The sequence below is a fragment of the Mesorhizobium escarrei genome (genome assembly GCF_935825525.1).
Lineage (GTDB): Bacteria > Pseudomonadota > Alphaproteobacteria > Rhizobiales > Rhizobiaceae > Mesorhizobium > Mesorhizobium escarrei.
Map to the genome: position 1 here is coordinate 85,008 of NZ_CAKXZT010000132.1, position 24,603 is coordinate 109,610.

The following is a 24,603-nucleotide window of genomic DNA, read 5'->3' on the forward strand; positions in this document are numbered from 1 at the left end:
CGTGCAGCAAAACCTTGATTCTTCCGACTTTTTGTGCTATATCAACCAAACATGCCGGTGACACAACGTCGATTTATGGCGCAAACGCCCCAAATCACTGAAAGGTGAATTTCTCAATCCGGACCAGAGTGATCTGGGCAGGCAGTCGCAACTATGCGGTTTGCCGACCTCGGCTTTTCCGGTGGGTTCGTCGTTGTGCGGCTAACGATCGGTTAACCGATCGCGCGAGTTCGGCCGGCAGAATGCCGGTACCACACCAAGGAGTTCATGGCGTAATGGCAACTATCACCCCGCAGAAGAAATCCAGCGCAGCGCGTCACGGTTTTAAGACCGGCGAGTACATCGTCTATCCGGCGCATGGCGTCGGCCAGATCGTCTCGATCGACGAGCAGGAAGTTGCGGGCCACAAGCTGGAACTGTTCGTCATCGACTTCCAGAAGGACAAGATGCGTCTGAAGGTTCCGGTCGCCAAGGCGACTTCCATCGGCATGCGCAAGCTGTCGGAAGAGGATTACGTCGATCGCGCGCTGAAGGTCGTGCAGGGCCGCGCCCGCGTCAAGCGCACCATGTGGTCGCGCCGCGCCCAGGAATATGATGCGAAGATCAATTCCGGCGACCTGATCTCGATCTCGGAAGTGGTGCGCGACCTCTACCGCGCCGACAACCAGCCGGAGCAGTCCTATTCCGAGCGCCAGCTTTATGAGGCGGCACTCGACCGCATGGCGCGCGAGATCGCAGCCGTCAACCGCATGTCGGAAACCGAGGCGGTGCGCCTCATCGAGGTGAACCTCAACAAGGGTCCGAAGCGCGGCGCCAAGGCCGACAACGAAGAAGCCGAGCAGGAAGAAGCAGCCTGAGCGCTTCTCGCCTTCGAATTTGGAAAAAACCCGGCCTCGCGCCGGGTTTTTTGTTTTTTGGGATCGTCCCTCCAAAACCGCTACGCACAATTTGGGCGACACGCCTTAACCTTCGCCGCCGGCTTGCTTCTCGCCCTCCTGCTTCAGCGTCGCGATAAACCGCTTGGTTCGCTGGCGCTCCGGATTGCTGAACAAAACAGCAGCGGGGCCTTTCTCGACGACGCTGCCGGCGTCGAGGAACACCACTTCCTGCGCGATTTTGGAGGCGAGGCGCAGATCATGCGTCGCCATCACCATGGTGGTGCCCTCGCTGGCGAGCTGGCCGAGCACGTCGACCACCTCCTGCGCCAGTTCCGGATCGAGCGCCGAGGTCGGCTCGTCGCACAGCAGCACTTTCGGCGATGGCGCCAGCGCCCGGGCGATCGCCACGCGTTGCTGCTGGCCGCCTGACAACGTCGCCGGCCAGGCGTCGGCCTTGTGCGCCATCCCCACTTTTTCGAGCAGAGCGAGCGCCCGCTCGCGCGCCCTCGCCGTCGGCCATTTCAACACCGTCACCAGCCCCTCCATGACGTTTTCGATCGCAGTGCGGTGTGGGAACAGCTGGAAATTCTGGAACACCATTCCGGTCTGCAGCCGCAGGCGCTGGATGGCCCTGCCGGGAACCTTGCCGCCGGGATGGAATTCGAGCGCGTCGTCGCCGATGCGCACCGTGCCCGAGGTCGGGATCTCGAGCAGGTTGATGCAGCGCAGAAGCGTGCTTTTCCCGCCGCCCGAGGGACCGACAAGGGCGGTGACGCTGCCTTCCTCGATGGTGACGGTCACGCCCTTCAGCACGAGATTGTCGCCGAAGCGCTTCTCGATGTCGGTGAGGCCGATCATGAGCGCGCCTCCAGGAAACCGCCATAGCGGTTGAGCCGCTTTTCCAGGCGCGTCTGCAACGCCGACAGCACCGAGCTCAGCGCCAGATAGAGAGCCGCCGCCTCGACATAGAGGATCAGCGGCTCATAAGTGGTGGCGACGATGCGCTGCGCCGCCTGGAACATCTCCGGCACCGTGATGGCCGCGGCCAGCGATGTATCCTTGACCAGCGAGATGAAGGTGTTGGACAGCGGCGGCACCGCGACGCGGCCGGCCTGCGGCAGTATGGTGCGTCGCATCGCCTGGCCCCAGGTCATGCCGATCGAATAGGCCGCCTCCCACTGCCCCTTCGGCACCGAGCCTATGACGGCACGGATGATTTCCGACGTATAGGCGCCGATATTGAGGGTGAAGCCGATTAACGCGGCTGAAAAGGCGTCGAGCAGGATGCCGACCGAGGGCAGGCCATAGAAGATCAGGAAGAGCTGCACCAGAAGCGGCGTGCCACGGAAGATCCAGACGTAGAAGCGGACCACGGCGACCAGCGGCTTCGGGCCGAACAGCCGGACGAGCGCTGCGACCAGTCCTACGAAGAGACCGAATGCGAACGACAGCAGCGTTAGCGGCACCGTGAAGATCAGCGCCGCCCATAGCAGCGTGGGCAACGAATCCAGCATCAATTGCAGCCAGTGCGGCACGAAAACCCTCCTTGCGAGATTGCCGCCCAAAATCGGCCCGGCAGCATCGAGGCGCGATCATACGGTCGTCATATCACGCGAAAAGCGGCGGCCGTCAAAGACAGCTCGCCGCGATACTTGCCATGCGGGCCGGCAACCGGCCCGCTCCGTGGAGTGCATTTACTTCGAAACGTCCTGGCCGAAATAGGTGTCGGCGATCTTCTGGTAGGTGCCGTCGGCCTTGATGTCGGCCAGTGCCTGATTGATGGCGGCGACCAGTTCCGGATCGCCCTTGCGCACGAGCACGCCGGAATAGTCGGCGTTTTCTTCCTGCGCGGCGATCTTCACATTGGCGTCGGGCTTTTGCTTCTTGAAGTCGAGGAAGGACAGGCTGTCGTTGATGGTGGCGTCGGCGCGGCCGGTAAGAAGCAGCTGGATCGATTGGTCGAAACCATCGGTGCCGACGAGCTCGGCGCCGTTCGTTTCGGCGAGTTTGCCGAAATTCGAAGTCAGCGACTGCGCCGCCTTCTTGCCCTTGAGGTCGGCAAAGCTCTTGATATCGGTATTGTCGCCGCGCACGATCAGCACCGCCTTGGAAGCGATATAGGGATCGGAGAAATCATACTTGGCCTTGCGTTCCTCGGTGATGCCGACCTGGTTGATGACGGCGTCATAGCGCTTGGCGTCGAGGCCGGCGATCAGCCCATCCCATTTGCCTTCGAGGAATTCGGCGTTGACGCCGAGGCGCTCGGCGATCGCCTTGGCAATCTCGACGTCGAAGCCGACCAGTGCGCCCGAGGCATCATGATAGGTGAAGGGGGCATAGGTACCTTCCGTCCCGACCTTGAAGACACCGGCCTGCTTGATCTGATCGAGATTGGCGCCGGCATGGCCTGATGTGCCTGCCAGTACCTGCAGTGTTGCGGCGACGATAAGCGATTTGAGCCATTTCATTTTTCTGTGATCCCGTCATTGGCCGGCGTCCGGCGCATTTGTCAGCGCCGGAAACTGACAGATGTAGGCTGGCGAAATAAGGAATCAGATTTCAAAAATGAGACGCTTTCGGAATCCAATTCTCAAAACTACATTGAGTCACGCCAGCCGGCCGAGGAGCGACCGCCGCATCGAGCTTTCGGACAGTGCAATCCACGCGACATCAGCGGCGGAACCATTCGCGCGCATGGCACGTTTGTTGGCTGTTGTAGGGCGCGGCGTCGCCAATTCAACCACGATGCCAGCTCAGGGTCGAGCGATCGCACCGCAACGCCCGGAACAGGGAGCGTGGCATGATGGAAGATACGGCAGGGCGAACCATGGTCCGCGCGGCGATGAAAGCCCCCTATCTCGAGCGCGACGAGGAACATGTTCTCGCGCTGCGCTGGAAGCAAAACAACGACCAGCAGGCACTGCACCAAATCGCCATGGCGCATATGCGGCTGGTCATTTCCATGGCCTCGAAGTTCCGCCACTATGGCCTGCCGCTGGGCGACTTGGTGCAGGAAGGCCATGTCGGCCTGCTGGAGGCAGCAGCCCGCTTCGAACCCGAGCGCGAGGTGCGGTTTTCGACCTATGCGACGTGGTGGATTCGTGCCTCGATGCAGGATTATATCCTGCGCAACTGGTCGATCGTGCGCGGCGGCACCAGTTCGGCGCAGAAGGCGCTGTTCTTCAATTTGCGGCGCCTGCGCGCCCGCTTGGCGAATGGTGCCGAGCCGATCTCGAACACCTCGCTCTACCGCGAGGTGTCGGTGGCGCTCGGCGTCTCCGAGGCCGACGTGGCGATGATGGATTCGCGCCTTTCGGCCCCTGATAGTTCGCTCAACCAGCCGCTCGCCGATGATTCGGGCGCCACCGAGCGGATGGATTTCCTGATTTCCGACGATCCTTTGCCGGACGAAGTCGTGGGCGACACGATCGATGTCGAACGCCGCTCTATCTGGCTGAAAACCGCGCTCGGCGCGCTCAACGCCCGCGAGCTCAGGATCATCGAGGAACGCCGGCTGAGCGACGAGGGCGCGACGCTCGAAGCCCTCGGTGAGGCGCTCGGCATCTCCAAGGAACGCGTCCGCCAGATCGAGGCACGCGCCATGGAAAAGCTCAAGGTGGCGCTGGTGAAGCAAAACCCCGAGTTTCTGGCGACCGCCGCCTAATCAGGGTGTGTTGGCCAGAAGCGCAGGAAACTGCCGTTTGCAGGCCGGCATCACCTGAATATCGACACACCCTATCTGTCGGTGATGATCTTGACCTTATCGCCGGCTGAAACGGCTGCGCCGGGCGACATCGCATTGAGCACCCTGAACAGGTCGAGCTTGCGGTCGACGCCGACCATCTGCGCCGCGAGCGAGCCCATGGTCTGTCCGGGCCGGACCGTGACGACGCGGATATGCAGCGGCTTCAGCGCCGCTTTTTCGGCCGCACTCAAGATACGGAATGAGCCGCTGACCGAGCGCGCCGCCGCGTCCAGCGAGGTGCTGGCGGAGGGGGCGGCGGTCAGCAGCCGGTAGACCTGGCCGCCGGCGCGGATCACCGCAATGCCGAACTGCCAGCCCTCGGCGCTGGCATGCGCCGTCGCCGCCTCGTTGCCGTTGATTGTTTCCTGGCGCACGCTGCTCTCGTCGAGACCGGCCACCCAGCCGCTGCGGATGTAGTCGGTCAGCGAGCGGTTCCTGTCGATCGAGACGCCGTCGAAGCGGATCGCTATGTCGCCCGGCCCGGTTGCCGTCACCGCCGCGGCCGAGTTGTCGATGATGAAGCCGTCGGGCACCGAGAACGACACGCCGAGCCCCGGATGCAGGAAGGTTTCGCCACGCACATAGCCTTCCTCCGGCGTATCGCCGTAGAGCAGGCCGTCTATGCCGGCGAGGAAGGCGTCGCGGTCGCGCGTGCCGACGCCGGGCGCGCCGAACTGGCGGGCATGGCGCTGCGCCAGATCGATTCGCTGCGGCGTGTTGGGGTGCGTTGCCAGGAAGTCGAGGCTGGCGTCGGTGGCGCCGCTGATCGAGCGGAAATCGGTGTAGGCCGACATGGATTGCAAGAAGCGGCCGGCGGCAAACGGATCGAAGCCCGCCTCGCCGATCGACTTGATGCCGATGCCGTCGGCCTCCAGCTCCTGATTGCGCGAGAACTGGGCAAGCCGCAGCTTGCCGCGGATCAGTGCCGCCTTGGCGGTCGGGCTGTCGCCGAGCACATCCGAGACGACTTTGGTCGCAAAGCCCTCCTCGGCCTCGAGCTGCTGGCGCTGCAAGCCGTGATTTGCGGTGACATGGCCCATCTCATGCGCGATGACCGCGGCGAGCTCGGCTGAATCGTTGGCCAGCGCCAACAGGCCGCGCGTGATGTAGAGATAGCCGCCCGGCAATGCGAAAGCGTTGACGTTGGGCGAATTGAGGATCGTAATGCGGTAGGTCTGGCTCGGGTTGGCCGACACCACGGTCAGGCTGCCGACGACCTTGGCCACCATGCGTTCGAGCTTGGGGTCGGAATATTCGCCACCATAGGTCGCCAGGATGCGCGGATGCTGCGCCTTGGCCATTTCGGCGAGCTTGCTGTTGGCGGCAACATTGTCGACGGTCACGGGCTTGCTGGAAGGCTGGAAGCCGGATTCCTGAACGTCCGGAGGCGTGAACATCTGGCAGCTTGCCAGCGCCATGGCAAAGCCGGCCAGCGCCAGGAAGCGCGCCAGCGGTTTCCTTCTCACTCTGTCGGTGCCGGTCGGCAGAACAGCTTCCTTTCGGGTCTAAGCACATGGCCCCGAAAATCGGGCATCGATTTTCAGAACATGCGCAAAATCAACTGCCACAGCGTCCTTCGCGCCCACGAGCACGGCCCACGAGCACGGCCCACGAGCACGGATAGCACCGTAGTGGCAAATCACAACCTATGCCGGAACAGTATCCAAGGACCTAGCCACACTACTTTGACCATGGCAAGCAAACGCCACATCGCCTGGAGCCGGTTTGGCCGTAAATTATGTCCGCTTCCGGGCAATATCTTGTGATCCTGCGCCAAACGGACCTGCACCGATATAGCGCCGGAAGGCCTCCGGTCCAGCCTTGGTAAAAAAATCGGCGACAGTCCCGGTTGCGGCAACCGTGCCATTGTCCAGGAACACCATGTCCTGGCCGATACGGTGGGCATCCTCCGGCTGATGCGTGACGAACAGCACCGTCATGCGCCGCTCCGCATGCAGGCCGGCTACCAGATCGAGCATGTCGTCGCGCAAGGCCGGTCCGAGCGAGGCGAACGGTTCGTCGAGCAAGAGCACCTGCCGGTCGCGCACCAGGACGCGGGCGAGCGCGACGCGCTGCCGCTCGCCGCCGGAGAGTTCGCGCGGCAGCCGCTGTTGCTTGCCGGCAAGGCCGACGCGCTTGAGCGCCGCGGCGATTGCAGCATGGTCGGCCTCGGTCAGCCTGAGCGACGGCGAGCGGCCAAGGCCGACATTTCGTTCGACCGAAAGATGGGCGAAGAGATTGCTTTCCTGGAACACCATCGACACTGGCCGCGCCGAAGGCGGTTTGGCGCCGACATCGCCGCCACCGATCAGCACGCGGCCCGATCGCGGCGTCTCGAAGCCGGCCACCAGATTGAGCAGCGTCGATTTTCCTGAGCCGCTCGGCCCCATGATGGCGGTGATCTTCGAGGCGGCAAACTCGACATCGAATAAGAATGGCGCTTCGCCATAGCTGAACGAGACCTTTTCCAGCCGCACAGCCGTCCCGTTTTCACTGTTGAGCGTCATGATTTTTCCCCCCGCCCCAGCCAGTCCGCGGCCAGGACAAGTGCGAGACAGACCAGCCCGAGCAGCAATGCCAGGCCGGCCGCGTCCATCGTGCGGTAGCTGCCCATGCGGGCCAGCAAGAGATAAGGCAGCGTCTGCAGGGAGTCGCTGCCAAACAGGGCAATGACGCCGAGATCGCCGAGCGACAAAGCCATGGCGAACGCGAAACCGGTGGCGAGCGGCCGCCGCAGCGACGGCCAGTCGACCAGCCGGAAACGGTTCCAGCCCGAAATGCCAAGCAGCAAACAGAGCCGTTCGTGGCGTTCACTCGCCGCATCATAGCCGGGGCGAATGGCGCGGACGGCAAACGGCATCGCCATCACCGCATTGACCGCGACGACCATGACAGGGGCGATGGCAAAGACGTCGCTGACGGAACGCAGGAGCAGGAACCAGCCGGCGCCGATGACGACGGGCGGCACGACGAGGACGAAGCCGGCGCCAGTATCGGTGGCGTATTCGAGCAGCGTCCTGGCGCCGACGCGACGCCTCAAGGCCAGCGCCCGTCGTGCCATGACCAGCGCCAGCGACAGCGCCACTGAAAGCAGCGCCGCCAGCAAGGCGAGCACGGCGCTGGTCAGCGTCGCTTGCCGCACCGCGCTCTCGCCCGCCAGCCGGCCGAGATCGGCCTCAAGGCCGGACGTCACCGTGGCCGCCATCGGCCCGGCGACGAACAGCAAAGCGAGGAGGATCAATGCTGCGTTCAGCACGGTCTCGGGGGTGCGGGCCGAAAGATACCGGCGCGAAGCCACCGGCAGGTTGGCGTCGCCGACGGTGTTGGCGCCGAGCCGCATTAATGCCAGCACGACGACGAGAGTCAGCGCGATCTGCAGCACTGTCAGCGTCACCGCGCGGGCAGGATCAAAATCGAAACGCAGCGCCTGGTAGATGGCGACCTCCAGCGTCGTCGCGCGCGGCCCGCCGCCCAGCGTGAGCACGATGGTAAAGGATGTGATGCAGAGCATGAACACAAGCCCGGCGACCCCCGGCAGCGCCGCGCGCAGCGCCGGCCATTCGATCAGCCGGAAGGCGGGTCTGGCGCCCATGCCGAGCTGGCTCGCCAACCGCCACTGGTCGTCCGGCACTGTCCCAAGCGCTTCGAGGAACAGCCGCGTAGCCAGCGGCAGATTGAAGAAGACATGGGCGACGAGTATGCCGGACAGGCCGTATATGCCCGGCCAGCCCTGACCGCCAATCGCGCTGAGCACGCCGGCGAAATAGCCGGCACGGCCATAGAGTGCCAGAATCCCGAGTGCTGCGACGATGGCCGGCAGTGCGAGCGGCACGGCGAAGAGCTGCAGGATCAGGCCGCGACCAAAGAAGCGCGGATGCCGCGACAGCGCCCGCGCCACGAACAGCGCCGGCACGACGGAAAGCAGTGTCGACAGCAATGCCTGCCACAGCGTGAAGCGGGCGACGCGGAAGAGGTAGGAATCGAAGGCCGACGCGGCGCCGGACGGATCGCGTGCGCTTTCCACGATGAGCCCGGCGAACGCTCCGCCGATCAGCAGCGCAACAGCGGCAAGCGCAATGGTGCCGGCGGTGACGCGGGGGTCAGAAGGGGGTGCGTGTAGCACTCTGCACCACCTGACTCGGGACTGATATTTGACCGGATGAAGGTCGCGTTCCTTCGCGCCCCCCTCTGTCCTGCCCTCCTTGCCAAAACTTGGCATCTCCCCCACTTGGGGGGAGATTGGCAGCTTCACCGAAAGCGCCTTTTCTCCAAGGTTGGAGATTGGCGAATGCAGAGCTGACGTCCAATCTCTCCCCAAGTGGGGGAGATGTCCGGCAGGACAGAGGGGGGCGCCGTAGGGTGATCACCTTGATCAGCTCGCCACGATTACTTGCTCATCACCGACAGCCATTCGTCGACCCAGGCCTTGCGGTTGGCAGCGACCTCTTCCGGGCTGAACAGCAACGTCTTGGTCGGCTTGACGAGCTTGTCGAAAGCCGGATTGAGCGGCTTCTCGGTCTTGCCGGCCGGGAACATCCAGTTGGTCTCGGGAATGACATCCTGGAATTTCGGCCCGGTCATGAAAGTCATGAACTGTTTCGCCAACGGGTTCTTCGCACCTGACGTGGTGATGCCGGCAACCTCGATTTGCAGATACTGACCCTCCTCGAAGGACGCCGCCTGATAGCGTTCGGTGTTTTCGGCGACCATGTGATAGGCCGGCGACGTGGTATAGGACAGCACCATCGGCGCCTCGCCCTTGGTGAACAGGCCGTAGGCCTCGCTCCAGCCCGGCGTCACGGTGAGCACCTTTGCCTTAAGCTTGGCCCAGGCTTCCGGCGCCTTGTCGCCATAAATCGACCTCACCCACAACAGCAGTCCGAGACCGGGCGTCGAGGTGCGCGGATCCTGGATGACGATCTTCTCATCGGCATTGCCCTCGATCAATTCCTTCAGGCTCTTCGGCGGCGTCTTCAGCTTTTCGGTGTCGTAGACGACGGCGAAATAGCCGTAGTCGAACGGCACGAAAATATCGTCGCTCCAGCCGCCCGGCACATTGACGTCGATGACGGCACCATGCGGCGAAAACAGGCCGGTGGCCTTGGCTTCCGCCGTCAGATTGGTGTCGAGGCCGAGCACGATGTCGGCCTTGGTCGCAGCCCCTTCCAGCCTGACGCGGTTGAGCAGGGCGACGCCGTCGGCGACCGCGACGAATTCGAGAGTACAGCCGCATTCGGCCTCGAACGCCTTCTTGACCGCCGCGCCAGGACCCCAGTCGGCGGTGAAGCTCTCATAGGTATAGACGGTGAGTTTTTCCTGCGCGGATGCCGGCCCGATGCCGGCGAGAACGGTTGCCGCAAGCAGCACTGCCGAAGCAAGGGTGTATAATAATGTGCGCATCGGCGCCTCCTTCGTTGGCGTTGAAGGGAATTGAGGCGTCGGGCTGTCCGAAACGTCTAATCCCTCCGCCGGTACAAACCGGATCAGGTTCAGCGGGTTGGCAGGTTGCCTCTCAGCTGGTCCCGCGAAGATCGCGTCCCAGCACCCCGTTAGAGCGCTTCGACACATAGGCCCGGCCCAACTGCGGCGCAAGCGTAAGTTTGTCGGGCGGAAGTTTGTCGGGCATCCGGAACGCGGCCTTCCGTTTCGCAAGCAGGGCTGGTAAGGGCCACGCATATGAGCAAATTCACCATCCTGCTTGGCGGCGACCTTATCCGCACGCCGCTGCTCGACCGCCAGGTCAAAGGCACGCGTGTCATCGCTGCCGACGCCGGCATGAGCCATGCCGGGACGCTGAGCCTGACGCCGGAACTCTGGGTCGGCGACTTCGATTCAGTGCCGGCGGATCTGCCGGACGAGCTCGCCGCCGTGCCCCGCCAAATGTTTCCGGCAGAAAAGGACAAGACCGACGGCGAACTGGCTATCGCCGCCGCGCTCGAACGCGGCGCGACCAGCCTCGTGCTGGCCGGCGCGTTCGGCGGCAAACGCACCGACCACGCCTTCCTGCACCTGGCGCTCAGCGTCCGGCTGGCTGAAGCCGGCGTAAAGGTGCTGTTGACCAGTGGCGCACAGGAAGGCGTCCCCTTGCTGCCCGGAAAGGCCTGCTTCGACTACGCCGACGGCATGCTGTTTTCGATTCTCGGCTTCTCCGACCTTGCCGGTCTGACCGTGACCGGCGCCAAATGGCCGCTGAACCATGTCGAGGTGGCGTTCGGCTCGTCGCTGACCATTTCGAATGAGGTCAAGGGCCGGCTTGAAATCGCACTGGGCAGTGGCCGGGCGCTGTTGCTCGCCCACCCATTTCCCTTACCCGAAAGCTGACATGGCGCCGCCGCTTCTCAATCTCGACGGGATAAAACTGACTTTTGGTGGCAGGCCGCTGCTCGACAGGGCGGAACTGACGGCGTCGGCGGGCGACAAGATCGCTCTGGTCGGCCGCAACGGCTCGGGCAAGTCGACGTTGCTGAAGATCGCTGCGGGATTGATCGAGCCGCAGGATGGCGAGGTGTTCCGCCAGCCTTCGGCAACAGTGCGCTACTTGCCGCAAATGCCCGACATGGATGGTTTCGCCAGCGTCCGCGCCTATGTCGAGGCGGGGCTCGGACCCGCCGACGATCCCTACCGCGCCACCTATCTGATGGAGCATCTCGGCCTGGCCGGCGAGGAACGGCCGAACGATCTCTCCGGCGGCGAAGCCCGCCGTGCTGCCCTTGCCCGCGTCATGGCGCCGGAGCCCGACATTCTCCTCCTTGATGAGCCGACCAACCATCTCGACCTGTCGGTCATCGAATGGCTGGAGGAGGAGCTTGCCCGCACCTCTTCGGCGCTGATCGTCATCTCGCATGACCGTCGCTTCCTCGAACGCGTGTCCCGCGCCACCGTCTGGCTCGATCGCGGCCAGACCCGCCGGTTGGACAAGGGCTTTGGCCATTTCGAGGCATGGCGCGACACCGTGCTGGAAGAAGAAGAGCGCGAGCAGCACAAGCTTGGCCGCCAGATCGTGCGCGAGGAGCACTGGTTGCGCTATGGCGTGACGGCAAGGCGCAAGCGCAACATGCGCCGGCTCGGCGAATTGCAGACCATGCGCCAGCGCTTTCGCGGCCATCGCGGCGCCGAGGGTGCGGCGACCATGGTGGCCAGCGACGCCGCCGAATCCGGCAAGCTGGTGATCGAGGCCAAGAACATCGAGAAGAGCTTTGGCGACCTCACTGTGGTCAAGGCCTTCTCGACCCGCATCCAGCGCGGCGACCGCGTCGGCCTGGTCGGCCCGAACGGCGCCGGCAAGACGACGCTGCTGAAGATGCTGACCGGCGAATTGAAGCCGGACTCAGGCTCGGTGCGGCTCGGCACCAATCTGGAGATCGCCACGCTCGACCAGAAACGCGATGCGGTCGATCCGCAAGAGACGCTGGCGCAGTATCTCACCGACGGCCGCGGCGAGAACCTCATCATCAATGGCGAGCAGCGCCACGTCGTCTCCTACATGAAGGACTTCCTGTTCAAGCCGGAACAGGCGCGCACGCCGGTGCGCGAGCTTTCGGGCGGCGAGCGGGCGCGGCTGCTGCTCGCCCGCGTGCTGGCGCGGCCGGCAAATCTTTTGGTGCTCGACGAGCCGACCAACGATCTCGACATGGAGACGCTGGAACTGCTGCAGGAACTGGTCGCCGGTTTTGCCGGCACCGTCATCCTGGTCAGCCACGACCGCGATTTCCTCGACCGCACGGTGACCAGCCTGATCGCGCCGGACGGCGGCGGCCGCTGGATCGAATATGCCGGCGGCTATTCCGACATGCTGGCGCAGCGCGGCGGCACCAGGCTGGACGACCGCAAGGCGCGACCGAAAGCCGAGACCAGTGAAGCGATGGCGGCAGGCAGGACCGAAGCAGCTGCGCCGAAGGGCTCGGCGAAAAAGCTGTCGTTCAAGCAAAAATTCGCGCTGGAATCGCTGCCCAAGAAGATCGAGGCGGTGACCGCCTCGATATCACGGCTGGAGGACAACATCGCCGACCCGGCCTATTACGAGCGCGACCCGGCCTCGTTCCAGAAGACTATCGCCGCCCTCGACAAGGAGCGTACCACGCTGGCAGCGCTCGAGGAGGAATGGCTGGAACTTGAAATGTTGCGCGAGGAGATGGAGGGGTAGACGACTTCGCCGTTGCTCCGACACGAAAATGCGCATACGTTATGCGCATGCTGCGGAGGTTATCATGCGAAAGATAGCTATGAATGCGGTTCGTCAGCCGGCGAATCTGTCGATCGACTCGAAGCTTATGAAGGAAGCCAAGGGGCTCGATGTGAATGTCTCGCGCGCAGCGGAAGCCGGCATTGCAGAGGCGGTGGCTGCCGAAAAAGCCCGACTATGGAAGCTTGAGAATCGCGCCACGATAGAAGCGTGGAACGAATACGTCGAAAAGCACGGTATTCCGTTGGAAGAACATCGGCAGTTCTGATGGCGCGCTATGATGTCTTCGCGGGTCGGGTCGAAGGCAGCTATTTGCTGGACGTCCAATCCGACATGCTCGACGATTTTAAAACACGGGTGGTGATCCCGCTGCTTCCGGCAACGATGACGCCGCCGCCGATGCGAAAGCTCCATCCCCTCGTCGAGATCAATGGGCGAAAATTGGTTATGGCCACCCATCTGATCGCCACGGTTCCGGCCAAGGAATTGGGCGAAAGTCGACTGAATATCTCCAGTCGTCACGACGACATCGTGGCCGCGCTCGACATGCTGTTCCAGGGCTTCTGAGCCGACGGGAGGTCGGTGAGCCGGCCTCAGCCCGCCTCTTTTGTTTGCCAGGCCTTCAGCGCCTCGTCGAACACCTTCTCGCCGGGAATGCCCTTTTCCATGGTGAGCAGCGCCCGCCGTCCGGTCTTGTAGACCACCGGCACGTCGATCCAATTCTGGCCCCGAAGCAGGGTCAGATTGGCGTCTTCGTCCGCCTTTGTGTCGTTGAGAGCGACCAGGAAGAAGCCGTCGGCGATCTTGGCCGGGATGCCGATCAGCGGACTGCCGGCATCCTGTTCAGAGCCCTTCATGGCGACGCGCAGGATGTTGTCGACACCGCCGCCGTCGAAACCATCGGGCGTCAGGAAAATCATCTCGATGATGTGGCTGGCCGGCAGCGTTTGGTCGGTGTTGCGGCGGATGGTCATGCGCAACTGCACGTCCTTACCCGGAATGCTCGCCTCGGCGCGGATTGCCGGCTCGGGCGGCAGATTGCCGCCGGGGGATTCCTGCACCAGCGACCAGACGATGCTGCCGGGCTCGGCCGAGCCTTGCGCGGTGCTGGTGCGCTCCTCGTAGAAGATCGCCTTTTGGCCGACCGCCAGCGCGGTTTCCGCAGGCGCGGCTGTCGGCGCGGCCGGCGCGACACCCGGGGCCGGCGCTGCCGGCGCGGCTGCGCTATCGGTCGGCGCCGCCGGCGCCGGCGTGGCGCCGTCGGCAGGCGGTGTTGCGGGGGCCGCACCCGGCGTGGCGGGCACATTCGTGGCTGGCGTGCCGGCAGGCGCTACAGGCGCAGGTGCGGCCGGCGGCGGCGTGGTCAGTGCTGCGACGGATTCGCCCTCTCCGATGCCACTTTGTCCCGTAGCGGGGCCGGGATCGACCTCACCGCCTTCGGGTGTCAGTCGCTGGGTGAACTTTGTGCCCTCGGCATCGGCTGGAGCCGCAGCGGCCGGAGGCCTTGCCGCGGCATCGGTAGCCGGCTCGGCCGGGGTCGGCTTCACCAGCGGCTCTATGGTTGCGACCGTCGTGCTTTTGAGACCCAGCATGTTGCTGAATGCGTCCTTGTTCAGCCAGATGCCGTAGCCGCCGCCGGCGATGACGAGCAAGGCGACGACAGCGGCGATAAGCCCGCCATAGCTGCGCCTGCGCTCGGCAGGACGCTGACGCTGAAAAGTGTCCGGCGCCGGCTCCTCGTCGTTGGGGAAGACATCGTCTCTAAAGCTATCGCTGTTCTCGTACGCCGCTGGAAGATCCGCGTCCGAAGGCTCCGCATCGGTGCCCTCTGGAGGCGGTTTTTGCCAATTCAGTGCGGCTTTGGCGGCAGGTGCCGGCTGCCATTCCGGCTCGGTCTTGGCCGGCTGCCATGCCGGCTCGGTCTTTGGCTGCCGGACATGGCTGGGTTGGTTCTTGTTGCGGTCGATGGAGGAGAAGATGTCTTCCAGCTCCGACAGCGGATCGGATGCCGGCGCAGGCTTGGCGTAGCCCCGTTCGACGCTGGCGATGGCATCTTCCAGGGTGCGCTTATGCTGGGCAACGACCGACGGCGCCAGCGGCGGTATGTTCTTCGCCAGCTTGTCCGCGATTGTCGAACGGGCCTTGTCATAGACCCTGGCGCGTATCTCCGGCGTCGGATTGCCAAGGCCGTCGAGCGTCTTTTTCAGAGCACCAACAAAATCTGCCATGCTTCAGTCGACCTGCATTTCGTTTCTGGGCCGGCCCCCGCAAATCGGCCGCGATGCCCGGAACAGCTTGGAATCTAGTCTTGAAACGGATCGGTCACAAGTATTGTGTCGTCCCGTTCAGGGCTGGTGGAAAGGAGTGCGACCGGCGCGCCGATCAACTCCTCGATGTGACGGACATATTTGACTGCCTGGGCCGGCAGATCGTTCCAGCTTCTGGCGCCGGCGCTGGTGCCTTTCCAGCCCTCCAGCGTCTCGTAGACCGGTTCGACGCGCGCCTGCGCACCCTGGCTGGCCGGCAGATAGTCGATCGCCTCGCCATCGAGGCGGTAGCCGGTGCAGACCTTGATCTCGTCCAGCCCGTCGAGCACGTCGAGCTTGGTCAGGGCGATGCCCTTGATGCCGTTGACGGCGACGGCTTGGCGAACCAGCACGGCATCGAACCAGCCGCAGCGGCGCTTGCGGCCGGTGACGACGCCGAACTCGTGGCCGCGCGTGCCCAGGAACTCGCCGATCTCGTTCTTCTGTTCGGTCGGGAACGGACCTTCGCCGACACGCGTCGTATAGGCCTTGGTGATGCCGAGCACATAACCGATGGCACCCGGGCCGACGCCGGATCCAGCGGCCGCTTGACCGGCCACCGTGTTGGACGAGGTGACGAACGGATAGGTGCCGTGGTCGATGTCGAGCAGCGTGCCCTGCGCGCCCTCGAACAGGATGCGTTCGCCGGCGCGGCGCTTGTCGTCGAGGATCTTCCAGACGCGGTCCATATAGGGCAGGATCTCGTCGGCGACCGAAATCAGCTCACTCATGATCGCGTCATGCGTGACTTCGGCGTGGCCGAGCCCGCGGCGCAGCGCATTGTGATGCGTCAGCAGCCTGTCAACCTTCAAGGGCAGCGTTTCCAAATCCGCCAAATCCATCACCCTGACCGCGCGCCGGCCCACCTTATCCTCATAAGCGGGGCCGATGCCGCGACGGGTCGTGCCGATTTTCGTTCCGGAATTGGAGGCGGCGTCTTCGCGGAATCCGTCCAGCTCCCGGTGCAAGGACAGGATAAGCGCGGTGTTTTCGGCTATTTTCAGGCGCTCCGGCGTCACCTCGACGCCTTGCGCCTGCAATTTCGCCACTTCCGCGACGAAGGCATGCGGATCGAAGACGACGCCATTGCCGATGATGGACAGCTTGCCTTGCCGCACCACGCCGGACGGCAGCAGCGACAGCTTGTAGACCTTGCCGTCGACGACCAGCGTATGGCCGGCATTGTGGCCACCCTGGAAGCGCACGACGACGTCGGCGCGTTCCGACAGCCAGTCAACGATCTTGCCTTTGCCCTCGTCGCCCCATTGCGAGCCGACGACCACCACATTGGCCATGTTTCTTTTCCCTTGAGGCGCCGCTCCGAGCGGCTTTAATGGTTCGAAACGACAGGCTTCTATCGCATCGGCCCGAAAATCGGAATCGATTTTCGGAAAGCACGATGCGAACGTCCAAAGCCTTGAGACACGTGCTTTGTGCGTCCAGGGGACGTACGTCGCTGTATAACGTCAAGACCCGGCGAGCGCGACCATTCTTTGCCGCCGAAAGCGCCCTCAGGCACAACAATTTTCGCCTTTGACATCATTTACTTGGGCGAACCACCACAATAATGCATGTCGCGCAAAGCACGCCCTCGGGCTTGAACCGAGGGTGCGCAGCGGTTTTGCGATAACGACCTGCATAAAAACAAGAACCTAGAGCGCGTCGCATATGCTCCGTTCAGACGCGACGCGCTTTAGGTCGGCAAAGACCCTTCGCCTGCCCCTCCCCGGCTGGACATTGCGAGATGCATCGAACCGCCTATCTGTTCCTGCTGTCCACCACCTTGCTGTGGGGCGGCAACTCCGTGGCCGGCAAGCTGGCAGTCGACCATGTTTCGCCGATGACGCTGGTCTTCCTGCGCTGGGTTCTGGCCGTTCTGATCATGCTGCCGATCGGCTGGCGAACGCTGCGCAAGGACTGGCCGGTAGTGCGCAGGCATTGGTTGCTGCTTGGCGGGCTCGGCGCTTGCGGCTTCACCTTTTTCAACGCGATCTTCTACACGGCGCTCAACTACACGACGGCGATCAACGTCTCGATCGAGCAGGCGGCGATACCGATCGTGATCATCCTCGCCAATTTCGTGCTGTTTCGCCTGCGTGTGAACCGGGTGCAGATCGCCGGCGTCGCGCTGACGATCGTCGGCGTCGCCCTGACCGCCAGCCACGGCGATCTGCGCCAGCTCCTCAAGCTGGATCTCAACTTCGGCGACGCCATCATGCTGATCGCGGTGCTTTGCTACAGCTTCTACTCGGTCGGGCTGCGGCTGAAGCCGGCTATACGCTGGCAAAGCCTGATGCTGGCGCTGTCGATTGCCGCACTGGTCACCTCGCTGCCTTTCTTCCTGTGGGAAGTGGCTGCAGGCAAGGTCATCGTCCCCGATGCGCGCGGCTGGGCGATAGCGTTCTACACTGCGATTGGCGCTTCGGTCGTGTCGCAGATCTTTTATATCAGGGGCAACGAACTGATCGGCGCCAACCGGGCCGGCCTGTTCATCAACCTGGTGCCGATCTTCGGCACGCTGCTGTCGGTGCTGATCGTCGGTGAGACATTCCAGCTCTATCAGGGCGTTGCACTCGTGCTGGTGCTCGGCGGCATCAGCCTGGCCGAATACAGCGGACGTAAAATGGCGATTTGACAGCCCGATCCTGTAACGGGCCGTGAAGAACTAATGCATGTCGCGCAAAAGTGTGCCGCGGTTTTGCGATAAACGACATGCATAAACAAACAACCTAAAGCGCGTCGCATGAGGCCCGGTCAAACGCGACGCGCTTTACGTCGATATTTCGAGCCATTGTCGAAACGCCCCGTGGGCTTACAAAGCCCGCGGGGCGCTCGCGCATGATTCAGGCGACGCCGACGTCGAAATGCAGCCGCTTGGCGGAGTCGATCGACTTGTGCGCCCGCACCTGTTCCAGCACCTTCTCCGGGAACGGCGCATCGAGATAGAGCAGCGCGATGGCATCGCCGCCAGGCCGGTTGCGGCCGAGTTGGAAGTTGGCGATGTTGACGCCGTTGTCGCCGCAGACCGTGCCGAGCAGGCCGATGATGCCGGGCACGTCGGCATTCGTCGTGTACAGCATGTGCTGGCCGACCTCGGCGTCGAGGTTGATTCCTTTGATCTGGATGAAGCGCGGCTTGCCGTCCGAGAAGCAGGTGCCGGCGATCGAACGCGTCTTGTGCTCGGTCTTGACCGTCAGCTTGATATAACCGTCGAACACGCCGGATTTGTCGCGCTTGACCTCGGCGACGATGATGCCGCGCTCCTTAACCATGATCGGCGCCGACACCATGTTGACGTCGGAGACCTGCGGCCGGATCAGCCCGGCAAGCGTGGCGCTGATCAGGGCGCGCGTGTTCATCGTCGCGGTCGAGCCGTCGAACAGGATCTCAACCTCCTTGATCGGATCCTCGGTGACCTGGCCGACAAAGGCGCCGAGCACTTCGGCCAGCTTGACGAAAGGTTTCAGGCGCGGCGCTTCCTCGGCGGTGATCGACGGCATGTTGATGGCGTTGGAAACGGCGCCCTTGATCAGGTAGTCGGCCATCTGCTCGGCGACCTGCAGGGCGACATTCTCCTGCGCCTCCATCGTCGACGCGCCGAGATGCGGCGTCGCCACCACATTCTCCATGCCGAACAGCTCGCTCTTCTCCGCCGGCTCGACCTCGAACACGTCGATGCCGGCGCCTGCCACCTTGCCGCTTTTTAGCGCCGCGAGCAGGTCGGCCTCGACGATCAGCCCGCCACGGGCGCAGTTGATGATGCGCACGCCGGTCTTCATTTTGGCGATCGCCGCGGCGTCGATGATGTTCCGCGTCTTGTCGGTCAAGGGCGTGTGCAGGGTGATGAAATCGGCGCGGGCGAACAGCTCGTCGAGTTCCACCTTCTCGACGCCGAGTTCCTCGGCGCGGCTGTCCGACAGGAACGGATCGAAGGCGATGACGTGCATCTTCAGGCCGACGCCGCGCGTGGCGACGATCGAGCCGATATTGCCGCAGCCGATGATGCCCAGCGACTTGCCGGTGATCTCGGTGCCCATGAAGCGGTTCTTTTCCCACTTGCCGGCATGGGTCGAAGCGTTGGCTTCCGGTATCTGGCGGGCTAGCGCGAAGATCATGGCGACGGCATGCTCGGCGGTGGTGATCGAATTGCCGAAGGGCGTGTTCATCACGATGATGCCCTTGCGGCTCGCCGCCGGGATGTCGACATTGTCGACGCCGATGCCGGCGCGGCCGACCACCTTGAGCCTTGTGGCGGCGTTGATCAGCTTTTCGGTGACTTTGGTCGCCGAACGGATGGCGAGGCCGTCATACTGGCTGATCACTTCGAGCAGCTTTTCCTTGTCCTTGCCGAGATCGGGCAGATAGTCGACCTCGATGCCGCGATCCCTGAAGATCTGCACAGCGGTGGTGGAGAGTTTGTCTGAGACGAGAACGCGGGGCATGGGCTTCATCCTTTGCGATTGGCGCCCCTCCCCCTTGAGGGGAGGGTCGGCGCGAAGCGCCGGGGTGGGGTCGTTGCGGCCGGACGCGGCCGAAATCTTTTCTTTCTGGAAGGCGAACCGTTGAGCTGGGTGGAGGCGACCCCACCCTTCCCTCAAGGGGAGGGATCAGGCGGCCGCCTTGAGCGATGCCTTTTGCGCGGCAAACGCCCAGTCGAGCCACGGCAGCAGCGCTTCGAGGTCGGAAGTCTCGACCGTCGCCCCGCACCAGATGCGCAGGCCGGGCGGCGCGTCGCGATAGGCGCCGATGTCGTAGGCGACACCCTCCTTGTCGAGCGTCGAGACGATGCCCTTGGCGAACGCCGCTTGTCCGTCGGCATCGAGCGCGGCGACGTCCGGGTCGGTGAAGGAAAGACAGACGGACGTGTTCGACCGCGTCGCCGGATCGGTCGCCAGATGGCCGAGCCATGCGGATCTGTCGACGAAACCGTCGATAGTGGCGGCATTGGCGTCGGCGCGGGCAATCAATGCGTCGAGGCCGCCGATCGACTTCGCCCAACGCAGCGCGTCGAGATAATCCTCGACGCACAGCATCGACGGCGTGTTGATGGTCTCGCCCTTGAATATCCCTTCGATGAGCTTGCCGCCCGAGGTGAGGCGAAAGATTTTCGGCAGCGGCCAGGCAGGCTTGTAGCTTTCCAGCCGCTCGACGGCGCGCGGGCTGAGGATCAGCATGCCATGCGCACCTTCGCCGCCCAGCACCTTCTGCCAGGAGAAGGTGACGACATCGAGCTTGCCAAAATCGAGCTTTTGCGCAAAGGCCGCCGACGTGGCGTCGCAGATTGTCAGGCCCTTGCGGCTGGCCGGGATGAAATCGCCGTTCGGCACACGCACGCCTGACGTCGTGCCGTTCCAGGTGAAGACCACGTCGCGGTCGAAGTCGATTTTTGTCAGATCCGGCAGCGCGCCGTAGCCGGCTTCGATCCTGCGCACATCGGCGAGCTTCAGCTGCTTGACCACGTCGGTGATCCAGCCGGAACCGAAACTCTCCCAGGCGACCATGTCGACGCCGCGTTCGCCGAGCAGCGACCACAGCGCCATCTCGACCGCGCCGGTGTCCGACGCCGGCACGATGCCGATGCGATAATCTGCCGGAACCTGGAGAATCTCCCGCGTCAGCTCGATCGCCTGTTCGAGCCTGGTCTTGCCGACCTTGGCGCGGTGCGAGCGCCCGAGCGCAGCATTGGTCAGCGCCTCGACCGACCAGCCGGGACGTTTTGCGCAGGGACCTGAGGAAAAATTGGGATTTGCCGGACGCAGTCCGGGCTTCGTAGGGGTCGTCATCGTGGTCTATCCTTCCAGATAGTGGCCCCTCGTTGGGGAGGGGTGGCCCACGGACGGCGATATGCGTTCAGGCTTCCGGCGTCAAGAGGAAAGTTTTTGTCGCTGACGGGATACTGGTTGCATGCGGCGAAAATGCCATGGCTTAAAACGCAAACGGCGGATACTTAAAATCCGCCGTTCAAGTTCTTCCGGCTTTCGCCATGCTTACCAGAGATCGTAACGCAGCCCGAGCTTGACTGTCTGGTAGTCTATGCCCTTGTGGATGTTGAAAGCGCCATCGTCATAGGCGACGTATCTTGCGTTGGGCACAGCGAAATATTCGTAGCCGAGGTCGACCGAGAAGTTCTTGGTCACCCGATAGGAAAGGCCTGCGCCGATCGAGTAGGCGAGATTGAATTTGGCTTCCGAGTCGGTCTCGCCTTCGTATCCTGCAGGGTCATCGCAAATGAAGCCACCGGTTCCGGAGGGGTTAGGGGACACCTCGACGCAATCGCGCGCGCCGACGCTCCTGTAGTATTTGTTATAGGCGACACCGAGGCCGCCGCCAATATACGGCGTTATCCCAACATACGTGCCGAGATCTACATAGCCGTTGGCCATGAGGCTGTAGCCCTTGTTGGAGGCATTGTTGGAGAGATCGCACTCCTGCGAATCGGGGACGGTTATGATTTCGCCGAGGAGATTCCTGGTGAGCGTTGAACCGTCGCAAGTGGCTGCCAGCCTCTGATGTTCCCCGAATTCGTCGGTCGGGAGAATCCCACCGTTCAGCTCGACCCTAAGATAGTCATTGACGTGATACCCCATACCGATGCTGCCTGTGAAAAGGCTGCTCTCCTCGGTAAAACTGACAAGCGGGCCAGTCACCGTTTCCTTATGTTCGAACGGATGGCTGAACGCGTAGCCGACATCGCCGCGCAGATACCATCCCGAACCGACTTCGACCGGCACGTAGTCCGGCGCCTGGTCGACATAGATCGGCGGATCGTAGTCGGCGCCAAGCGCCTGCGACAACGGCGTCAGGGCGATTGCTGCAAGCGCCAGTGCTATGCGCGATTTGACTGTCATGGTCCCCGGCTCCCGAAGGTGGCGCCATTCGCGATCGCGAGCGCCGTTTCAGGGCATTGTTAACCATAGTGGTTAAGTGGCGGTTAAGGATAACAGGGCGTTAGCGAACTGATTTGATGCGCGTTCCCGCCACAATGAGAAAAACCGCCCGGCTTTTGCCGGGCGGTCCGCAAACCTGCTCTCGAAGCGATTACTTGGTGTAAACAGGTTCGGGTTCGTAGGCGATCGGCTCCGGCTGGACGCAGTCCGAGTTGCCGAACTGGTAGCGCAGGCCGCCGCGCACTTCGTGCACATTGATACCCTTGTCATGGCCGGGACCGACATCGCTGGCGAAGTCGAACATCTTGCCGCCCTCGATATGGCTGAAGCGGTAACCGAGATCGAGCTTGACGCGATCGGTCAGGCAGTAGGAGGCGCCCGCCATGGCCGCATAGGCAAAACGCCAGCCCTTGCCGCCATTGTGGGAGAATTCGCCGTCTTCAATGGTGTTGTGGAGCTTATCCCACTTGACCCAGGCGCCGCCGATGCCGGCGCCGACATAAGGCGTGATGCCGTGCCAGGTGCCGATATCGACATAAGCATTGGCGAGCAGCAGCAGCGCCGAATAAGACGACCTGTCGGTCGAAGTACAGGGATCTCCATCGAGGCAGATGCCGGTCGTCGAGCCGCGGAAATCGGATTTGCTCATCCAGTCCACGGTCAGGTCGGTGCGGAAATGCCGGTTGATCTGGTAGCCGACGCCGGCGCCGGCCGAGAAGGCGCCGTCCAGCTTGCCGTTGTCAAAGCGGCCGGTGCCTGGATCCACCCCGTAGGTGATGTAGTCGCCGCCGCGAAACTTCGACCAGTGATAGTCGATGTCGCCGCGAATGTACCAGCCGCCATATTCGACCGGCTGCTCGTAGACGGGCGGCGGCGGGGCCGGCTCGACCACAGGCGACTCGACGAAGTCGGCGGCGAACACTGGTCCGGCCACGCCGGCGAGCAGCGCGGCAAAGAGAGCCATTCTTGCTGTATTGAACATGCTTGTCACCCCTGAGAACCCTCGGCACAGCGAACGCGTCCGAATCTGATTGGCTTCAGTCGTGGATAATGAATTGGAAAAGTTAAGGGGCGTTTAACCGTATCGCTTAACCATGAATCTCTTAATCTTTCAGGATTTTCGCATCATTTCGCGGAGAATTAGGCGTGCAACCCCGCGAAAAAAAGCCCGCCTGAAGAGGCGGGCTTTCAAGCTGGCAAAGCTCTGGGATCAGGCGGCGCTGCGCGTTTCCGAAATGACCTCGACGATGTCGTTGACGACGGCCTCGACCAGTTGCTGATCGTCGCCTTCCGCCATGACGCGGATGAGCGGTTCCGTGCCGGACGGCCGGATGACCAGGCGGCCGGCCTGGCCCAGGCGGTGGCGTCCATCTTCGATCGCCGCCTTGACCAGGGCTTCCTCGAGCGGCTTGCCGCCGGAAATATGAACGTTCTTCAGCAGTTGCGGCACCGGCGCGAATTTCTTCGACAATTCGCTGACCGGCCGGTTCTGCCGTTTGATGCAGGCGAGCACCTGGAGCGCCGAGACGAGGCCGTCGCCGGTGGTGGAAAAATCGGACAGCACGATGTGGCCCGACTGTTCGCCGCCGACATTCAGGCCGTGCGCGCGCATGTGCTCGACGACATAGCGGTCGCCGACCTTGGTGCGGTGCAACTGCAGGTTGATGTCGCCGAGGAAGCGTTCGAGGCCGAGATTGGACATCACCGTCGAGACGACGCCACCGCCGGCCAGCCGCCCGCTCTGATGCCAGGACTCGGCGATCAGCGCCATGATCTGGTCGCCATCGACGATCGCGCCATTCTCGTCGACGATAACGACGCGGTCGGCATCGCCGTCGAGCGCGATGCCGATATCGGCCCGCACTTCGTGAACCTTCTTCTGCAGGCCGGCCGGATGGGTCGAGCCGCACTCCTTGTTGATGTTGAAGCCGTTGGGCTCGACATTGATGGCGACGACCTCGGCGCCGAGTTCCCACAGCGCCTCGGGCGCCACCTTGTAGGCGGCGCCGTTAGCGCAATCAACGACGATGCGCAGGCCCGAAAGCGACATCGACCGTGGCAGCGTGCGCTTAGCAAATTCGATGTAGCGATCATGGACGCCGTCGACGCGCTTGGCGCGGCCGAGCCCGTCCGAATCCGCGAGCGCCAGGTCGATATCCTTGTCGAGCATCCCCTCGATGCGCTCCTCGATCTCGTCGGAGAGCTTGTAGCCATCGGGGCCGAACAGCTTGATGCCGTTGTCGTAGTAAGGATTGTGCGAGGCCGAGATCATCACGCCGATGTCGGCGCGCAACGAGCGCACCAGCATCGCGACGGCGGGCGTCGGAATCGGGCCGAGCAGGAACACGTCCATGCCAGCGGCGCACAGGCCCGACACCATCGCATTCTCGATCATGTAGCCGGAAAGTCTGGTGTCCTTGCCGAGCACGACGCGGTGGCGGTGGTTGCCGCGCTGGAACGAAAGGCCGGCGGCCATGCCGACCCTCATGGCGACCTCCGCCGTCATTGGAAATCTATTGGCGCGCCCCCGAATGCCGTCCGTTCCGAAATAACTTCCTGCCATGCTAGTCAGCTTCCCGATGGTTCATTGCCGGCACGTCATGCC

21 protein-coding genes and 1 riboswitch are annotated in these 24,603 nt (G+C 63.2%); of the genes, 7 read left to right on the forward strand and 14 right to left on the reverse strand.

Annotation, left to right across the window (positions count from 1 at the left end; all coding sequences use genetic code 11):
• Window positions 1-275 precede the first annotated feature (275 nt).
• Window positions 276-857 (forward strand): CarD family transcriptional regulator, encoded by a 582-nt coding sequence (locus NMG80_RS19095; RefSeq protein WP_027152934.1) that lies wholly within the window; start codon window positions 276-278, stop codon window positions 855-857.
• 105 nt (window positions 858-962) lie between these two features.
• On the opposite strand, the gene NMG80_RS19100 is transcribed toward NMG80_RS19095, so the two are convergent.
• From NMG80_RS19100 to NMG80_RS19110, 3 genes are all read right to left on the reverse strand, one after another.
• Entirely contained in the window at window positions 963-1,736 is a 774-nt protein-coding gene (locus NMG80_RS19100; RefSeq protein ID WP_254019522.1) for an amino acid ABC transporter ATP-binding protein, read from the reverse strand.
• Window positions 1,733-2,413 (reverse strand): amino acid ABC transporter permease, encoded by a 681-nt coding sequence (locus tag NMG80_RS19105; RefSeq protein WP_023803896.1) that lies wholly within the window; start codon window positions 2,411-2,413, stop codon window positions 1,733-1,735. The genes NMG80_RS19100 and NMG80_RS19105 overlap by 4 nt, the downstream gene beginning before the upstream one ends.
• A gap of 159 nt (window positions 2,414-2,572) precedes the next feature.
• Window positions 2,573-3,346, reverse strand: a complete 774-nt coding sequence (locus NMG80_RS19110; protein WP_254019523.1) for an amino acid ABC transporter substrate-binding protein — start codon at window positions 3,344-3,346, stop codon at window positions 2,573-2,575.
• A gap of 332 nt (window positions 3,347-3,678) precedes the next feature.
• Here NMG80_RS19110 and NMG80_RS19115 point away from each other — a divergent pair, with 332 nt between their 5' ends.
• Window positions 3,679-4,542 carry an RNA polymerase factor sigma-32 gene (locus NMG80_RS19115; RefSeq protein WP_254019524.1) on the forward strand — a complete coding sequence of 288 codons (864 nt, stop codon included), beginning with the start codon at window positions 3,679-3,681 and terminating at the stop codon, window positions 4,540-4,542.
• 71 nt (window positions 4,543-4,613) lie between these two features.
• On the opposite strand, the gene NMG80_RS19120 is transcribed toward NMG80_RS19115, so the two are convergent.
• The 4 genes from NMG80_RS19120 to thiB form a co-directional block, all read right to left on the reverse strand.
• Window positions 4,614-6,041, reverse strand: a complete 1,428-nt coding sequence (locus NMG80_RS19120; RefSeq protein ID WP_254019557.1) for a M48 family metalloprotease — start codon at window positions 6,039-6,041, stop codon at window positions 4,614-4,616.
• 318 nt (window positions 6,042-6,359) lie between these two features.
• On the reverse strand, window positions 6,360-7,130 hold the full coding sequence (thiQ, locus tag NMG80_RS19125; protein ID WP_254019525.1) for a thiamine ABC transporter ATP-binding protein: 771 nt from the start codon (window positions 7,128-7,130) through the stop codon (window positions 6,360-6,362).
• Window positions 7,127-8,746 (reverse strand): thiamine/thiamine pyrophosphate ABC transporter permease, encoded by a 1,620-nt coding sequence (thiP, locus tag NMG80_RS19130; RefSeq protein ID WP_254019526.1) that lies wholly within the window; start codon window positions 8,744-8,746, stop codon window positions 7,127-7,129. The genes thiQ and thiP overlap by 4 nt, the downstream gene beginning before the upstream one ends.
• Window positions 8,747-9,009: 263 nt before the next feature.
• On the reverse strand, window positions 9,010-10,023 hold the full coding sequence (gene thiB, locus NMG80_RS19135) for a thiamine ABC transporter substrate binding subunit (RefSeq protein ID WP_254019527.1): 1,014 nt from the start codon (window positions 10,021-10,023) through the stop codon (window positions 9,010-9,012).
• Between the two features lie 43 nt (window positions 10,024-10,066).
• A riboswitch (TPP riboswitch) is annotated at window positions 10,067-10,182 on the reverse strand.
• Window positions 10,183-10,299: 117 nt separating this feature from the next.
• Here thiB and NMG80_RS19140 point away from each other — a divergent pair.
• The 4 genes from NMG80_RS19140 (at window position 10,300) to NMG80_RS19155 (ending at window position 13,372) form a co-directional block, all read left to right on the forward strand.
• Window positions 10,300-10,944, forward strand: coding sequence for a thiamine diphosphokinase (locus NMG80_RS19140; protein WP_254019528.1), 645 nt, complete (start codon window positions 10,300-10,302; stop codon window positions 10,942-10,944).
• 1 nt (window position 10,945) lies between these two features.
• Entirely contained in the window at window positions 10,946-12,766 is a 1,821-nt protein-coding gene (locus tag NMG80_RS19145; protein WP_254019529.1) for an ABC-F family ATP-binding cassette domain-containing protein, read from the forward strand.
• A gap of 64 nt (window positions 12,767-12,830) precedes the next feature.
• Complete coding sequence (locus tag NMG80_RS19150; RefSeq protein ID WP_091593381.1) at window positions 12,831-13,073, forward strand: type II toxin-antitoxin system CcdA family antitoxin; 243 nt, start codon at window positions 12,831-12,833, stop codon at window positions 13,071-13,073.
• Entirely contained in the window at window positions 13,073-13,372 is a 300-nt protein-coding gene (locus NMG80_RS19155) for a CcdB family protein (RefSeq protein ID WP_254019530.1), read from the forward strand. Before NMG80_RS19150 ends, NMG80_RS19155 begins: the two co-directional genes overlap by 1 nt.
• Window positions 13,373-13,398: 26 nt before the next feature.
• Here NMG80_RS19155 and NMG80_RS19160 read toward each other — a convergent pair whose 3' ends face one another.
• Window positions 13,399-15,033 carry a hypothetical protein gene (locus NMG80_RS19160; RefSeq protein WP_254019531.1) on the reverse strand — a complete coding sequence of 545 codons (1,635 nt, stop codon included), beginning with the start codon at window positions 15,031-15,033 and terminating at the stop codon, window positions 13,399-13,401.
• Window positions 15,034-15,107: 74 nt separating this feature from the next.
• Window positions 15,108-16,406 carry an adenylosuccinate synthase gene (locus NMG80_RS19165; RefSeq protein ID WP_254019532.1) on the reverse strand — a complete coding sequence of 433 codons (1,299 nt, stop codon included), beginning with the start codon at window positions 16,404-16,406 and terminating at the stop codon, window positions 15,108-15,110.
• Window positions 16,407-16,855: 449 nt separating this feature from the next.
• On the opposite strand from NMG80_RS19165, the gene NMG80_RS19170 reads away from it, so the two are divergent.
• Window positions 16,856-17,746 carry a DMT family transporter gene (locus NMG80_RS19170; protein ID WP_254019533.1) on the forward strand — a complete coding sequence of 297 codons (891 nt, stop codon included), beginning with the start codon at window positions 16,856-16,858 and terminating at the stop codon, window positions 17,744-17,746.
• A gap of 208 nt (window positions 17,747-17,954) precedes the next feature.
• Here the strand turns inward: NMG80_RS19170 and serA are convergent, their stop codons facing one another.
• The 5 genes from serA to glmM form a co-directional block, all read right to left on the reverse strand.
• Entirely contained in the window at window positions 17,955-19,553 is a 1,599-nt protein-coding gene (gene serA / locus NMG80_RS19175; protein ID WP_254019534.1) for a phosphoglycerate dehydrogenase, read from the reverse strand.
• A 165-nt stretch (window positions 19,554-19,718) separates the two neighbouring features.
• Entirely contained in the window at window positions 19,719-20,894 is a 1,176-nt protein-coding gene (locus NMG80_RS19180; protein ID WP_254019535.1) for a phosphoserine transaminase, read from the reverse strand.
• A gap of 204 nt (window positions 20,895-21,098) precedes the next feature.
• The gene (locus tag NMG80_RS19185) at window positions 21,099-21,959 is read right to left on the reverse strand and encodes an outer membrane protein (protein WP_254019536.1); all 861 of its coding nucleotides are present in this window, start codon (window positions 21,957-21,959) and stop codon (window positions 21,099-21,101) included.
• Between the two features lie 190 nt (window positions 21,960-22,149).
• Entirely contained in the window at window positions 22,150-22,980 is an 831-nt protein-coding gene (locus NMG80_RS19190) for an outer membrane protein (protein ID WP_254019537.1), read from the reverse strand.
• Between the two features lie 228 nt (window positions 22,981-23,208).
• The gene (gene glmM / locus NMG80_RS19195) at window positions 23,209-24,561 is read right to left on the reverse strand and encodes a phosphoglucosamine mutase (RefSeq protein WP_254019538.1); all 1,353 of its coding nucleotides are present in this window, start codon (window positions 24,559-24,561) and stop codon (window positions 23,209-23,211) included.
• Window positions 24,562-24,603: the final 42 nt, after the last annotated feature.

Excerpts from the sequence above, each read along its gene's own strand:
- NMG80_RS19095 (WP_027152934.1), top strand. The coding sequence starts at position 276 with ATGGCAACTATCACCCCGCAGAAGAAATCCAGCGCAGCGCGTCACGGT.
- NMG80_RS19100 (WP_254019522.1), bottom strand. The coding sequence starts at position 1,736 with ATGATCGGCCTCACCGACATCGAGAAGCGCTTCGGCGACAATCTCGTG.
- NMG80_RS19110 (WP_254019523.1), bottom strand. The coding sequence starts at position 3,346 with ATGAAATGGCTCAAATCGCTTATCGTCGCCGCAACACTGCAGGTACTG.
- NMG80_RS19115 (WP_254019524.1), top strand. The coding sequence starts at position 3,679 with ATGATGGAAGATACGGCAGGGCGAACCATGGTCCGCGCGGCGATGAAA.
- NMG80_RS19120 (WP_254019557.1), bottom strand. The coding sequence starts at position 6,041 with ATGGCGCTGGCAAGCTGCCAGATGTTCACGCCTCCGGACGTTCAGGAA.
- thiQ (WP_254019525.1), bottom strand. The coding sequence starts at position 7,130 with ATGACGCTCAACAGTGAAAACGGGACGGCTGTGCGGCTGGAAAAGGTC.
- thiB (WP_254019527.1), bottom strand. The coding sequence starts at position 10,023 with ATGCGCACATTATTATACACCCTTGCTTCGGCAGTGCTGCTTGCGGCA.
- NMG80_RS19140 (WP_254019528.1), top strand. The coding sequence starts at position 10,300 with ATGAGCAAATTCACCATCCTGCTTGGCGGCGACCTTATCCGCACGCCG.
- NMG80_RS19145 (WP_254019529.1), top strand. The coding sequence starts at position 10,946 with ATGGCGCCGCCGCTTCTCAATCTCGACGGGATAAAACTGACTTTTGGT.
- NMG80_RS19150 (WP_091593381.1), top strand. The coding sequence starts at position 12,831 with ATGCGAAAGATAGCTATGAATGCGGTTCGTCAGCCGGCGAATCTGTCG.
- NMG80_RS19155 (WP_254019530.1), top strand. The coding sequence starts at position 13,073 with ATGGCGCGCTATGATGTCTTCGCGGGTCGGGTCGAAGGCAGCTATTTG.
- NMG80_RS19160 (WP_254019531.1), bottom strand. The coding sequence starts at position 15,033 with ATGGCAGATTTTGTTGGTGCTCTGAAAAAGACGCTCGACGGCCTTGGC.
- NMG80_RS19165 (WP_254019532.1), bottom strand. The coding sequence starts at position 16,406 with ATGGCCAATGTGGTGGTCGTCGGCTCGCAATGGGGCGACGAGGGCAAA.
- NMG80_RS19170 (WP_254019533.1), top strand. The coding sequence starts at position 16,856 with ATGCATCGAACCGCCTATCTGTTCCTGCTGTCCACCACCTTGCTGTGG.
- serA (WP_254019534.1), bottom strand. The coding sequence starts at position 19,553 with ATGCCCCGCGTTCTCGTCTCAGACAAACTCTCCACCACCGCTGTGCAG.
- NMG80_RS19180 (WP_254019535.1), bottom strand. The coding sequence starts at position 20,894 with ATGACGACCCCTACGAAGCCCGGACTGCGTCCGGCAAATCCCAATTTT.
- NMG80_RS19185 (WP_254019536.1), bottom strand. The coding sequence starts at position 21,959 with ATGACAGTCAAATCGCGCATAGCACTGGCGCTTGCAGCAATCGCCCTG.
- NMG80_RS19190 (WP_254019537.1), bottom strand. The coding sequence starts at position 22,980 with ATGTTCAATACAGCAAGAATGGCTCTCTTTGCCGCGCTGCTCGCCGGC.
- glmM (WP_254019538.1), bottom strand. The coding sequence starts at position 24,561 with ATGGCAGGAAGTTATTTCGGAACGGACGGCATTCGGGGGCGCGCCAAT.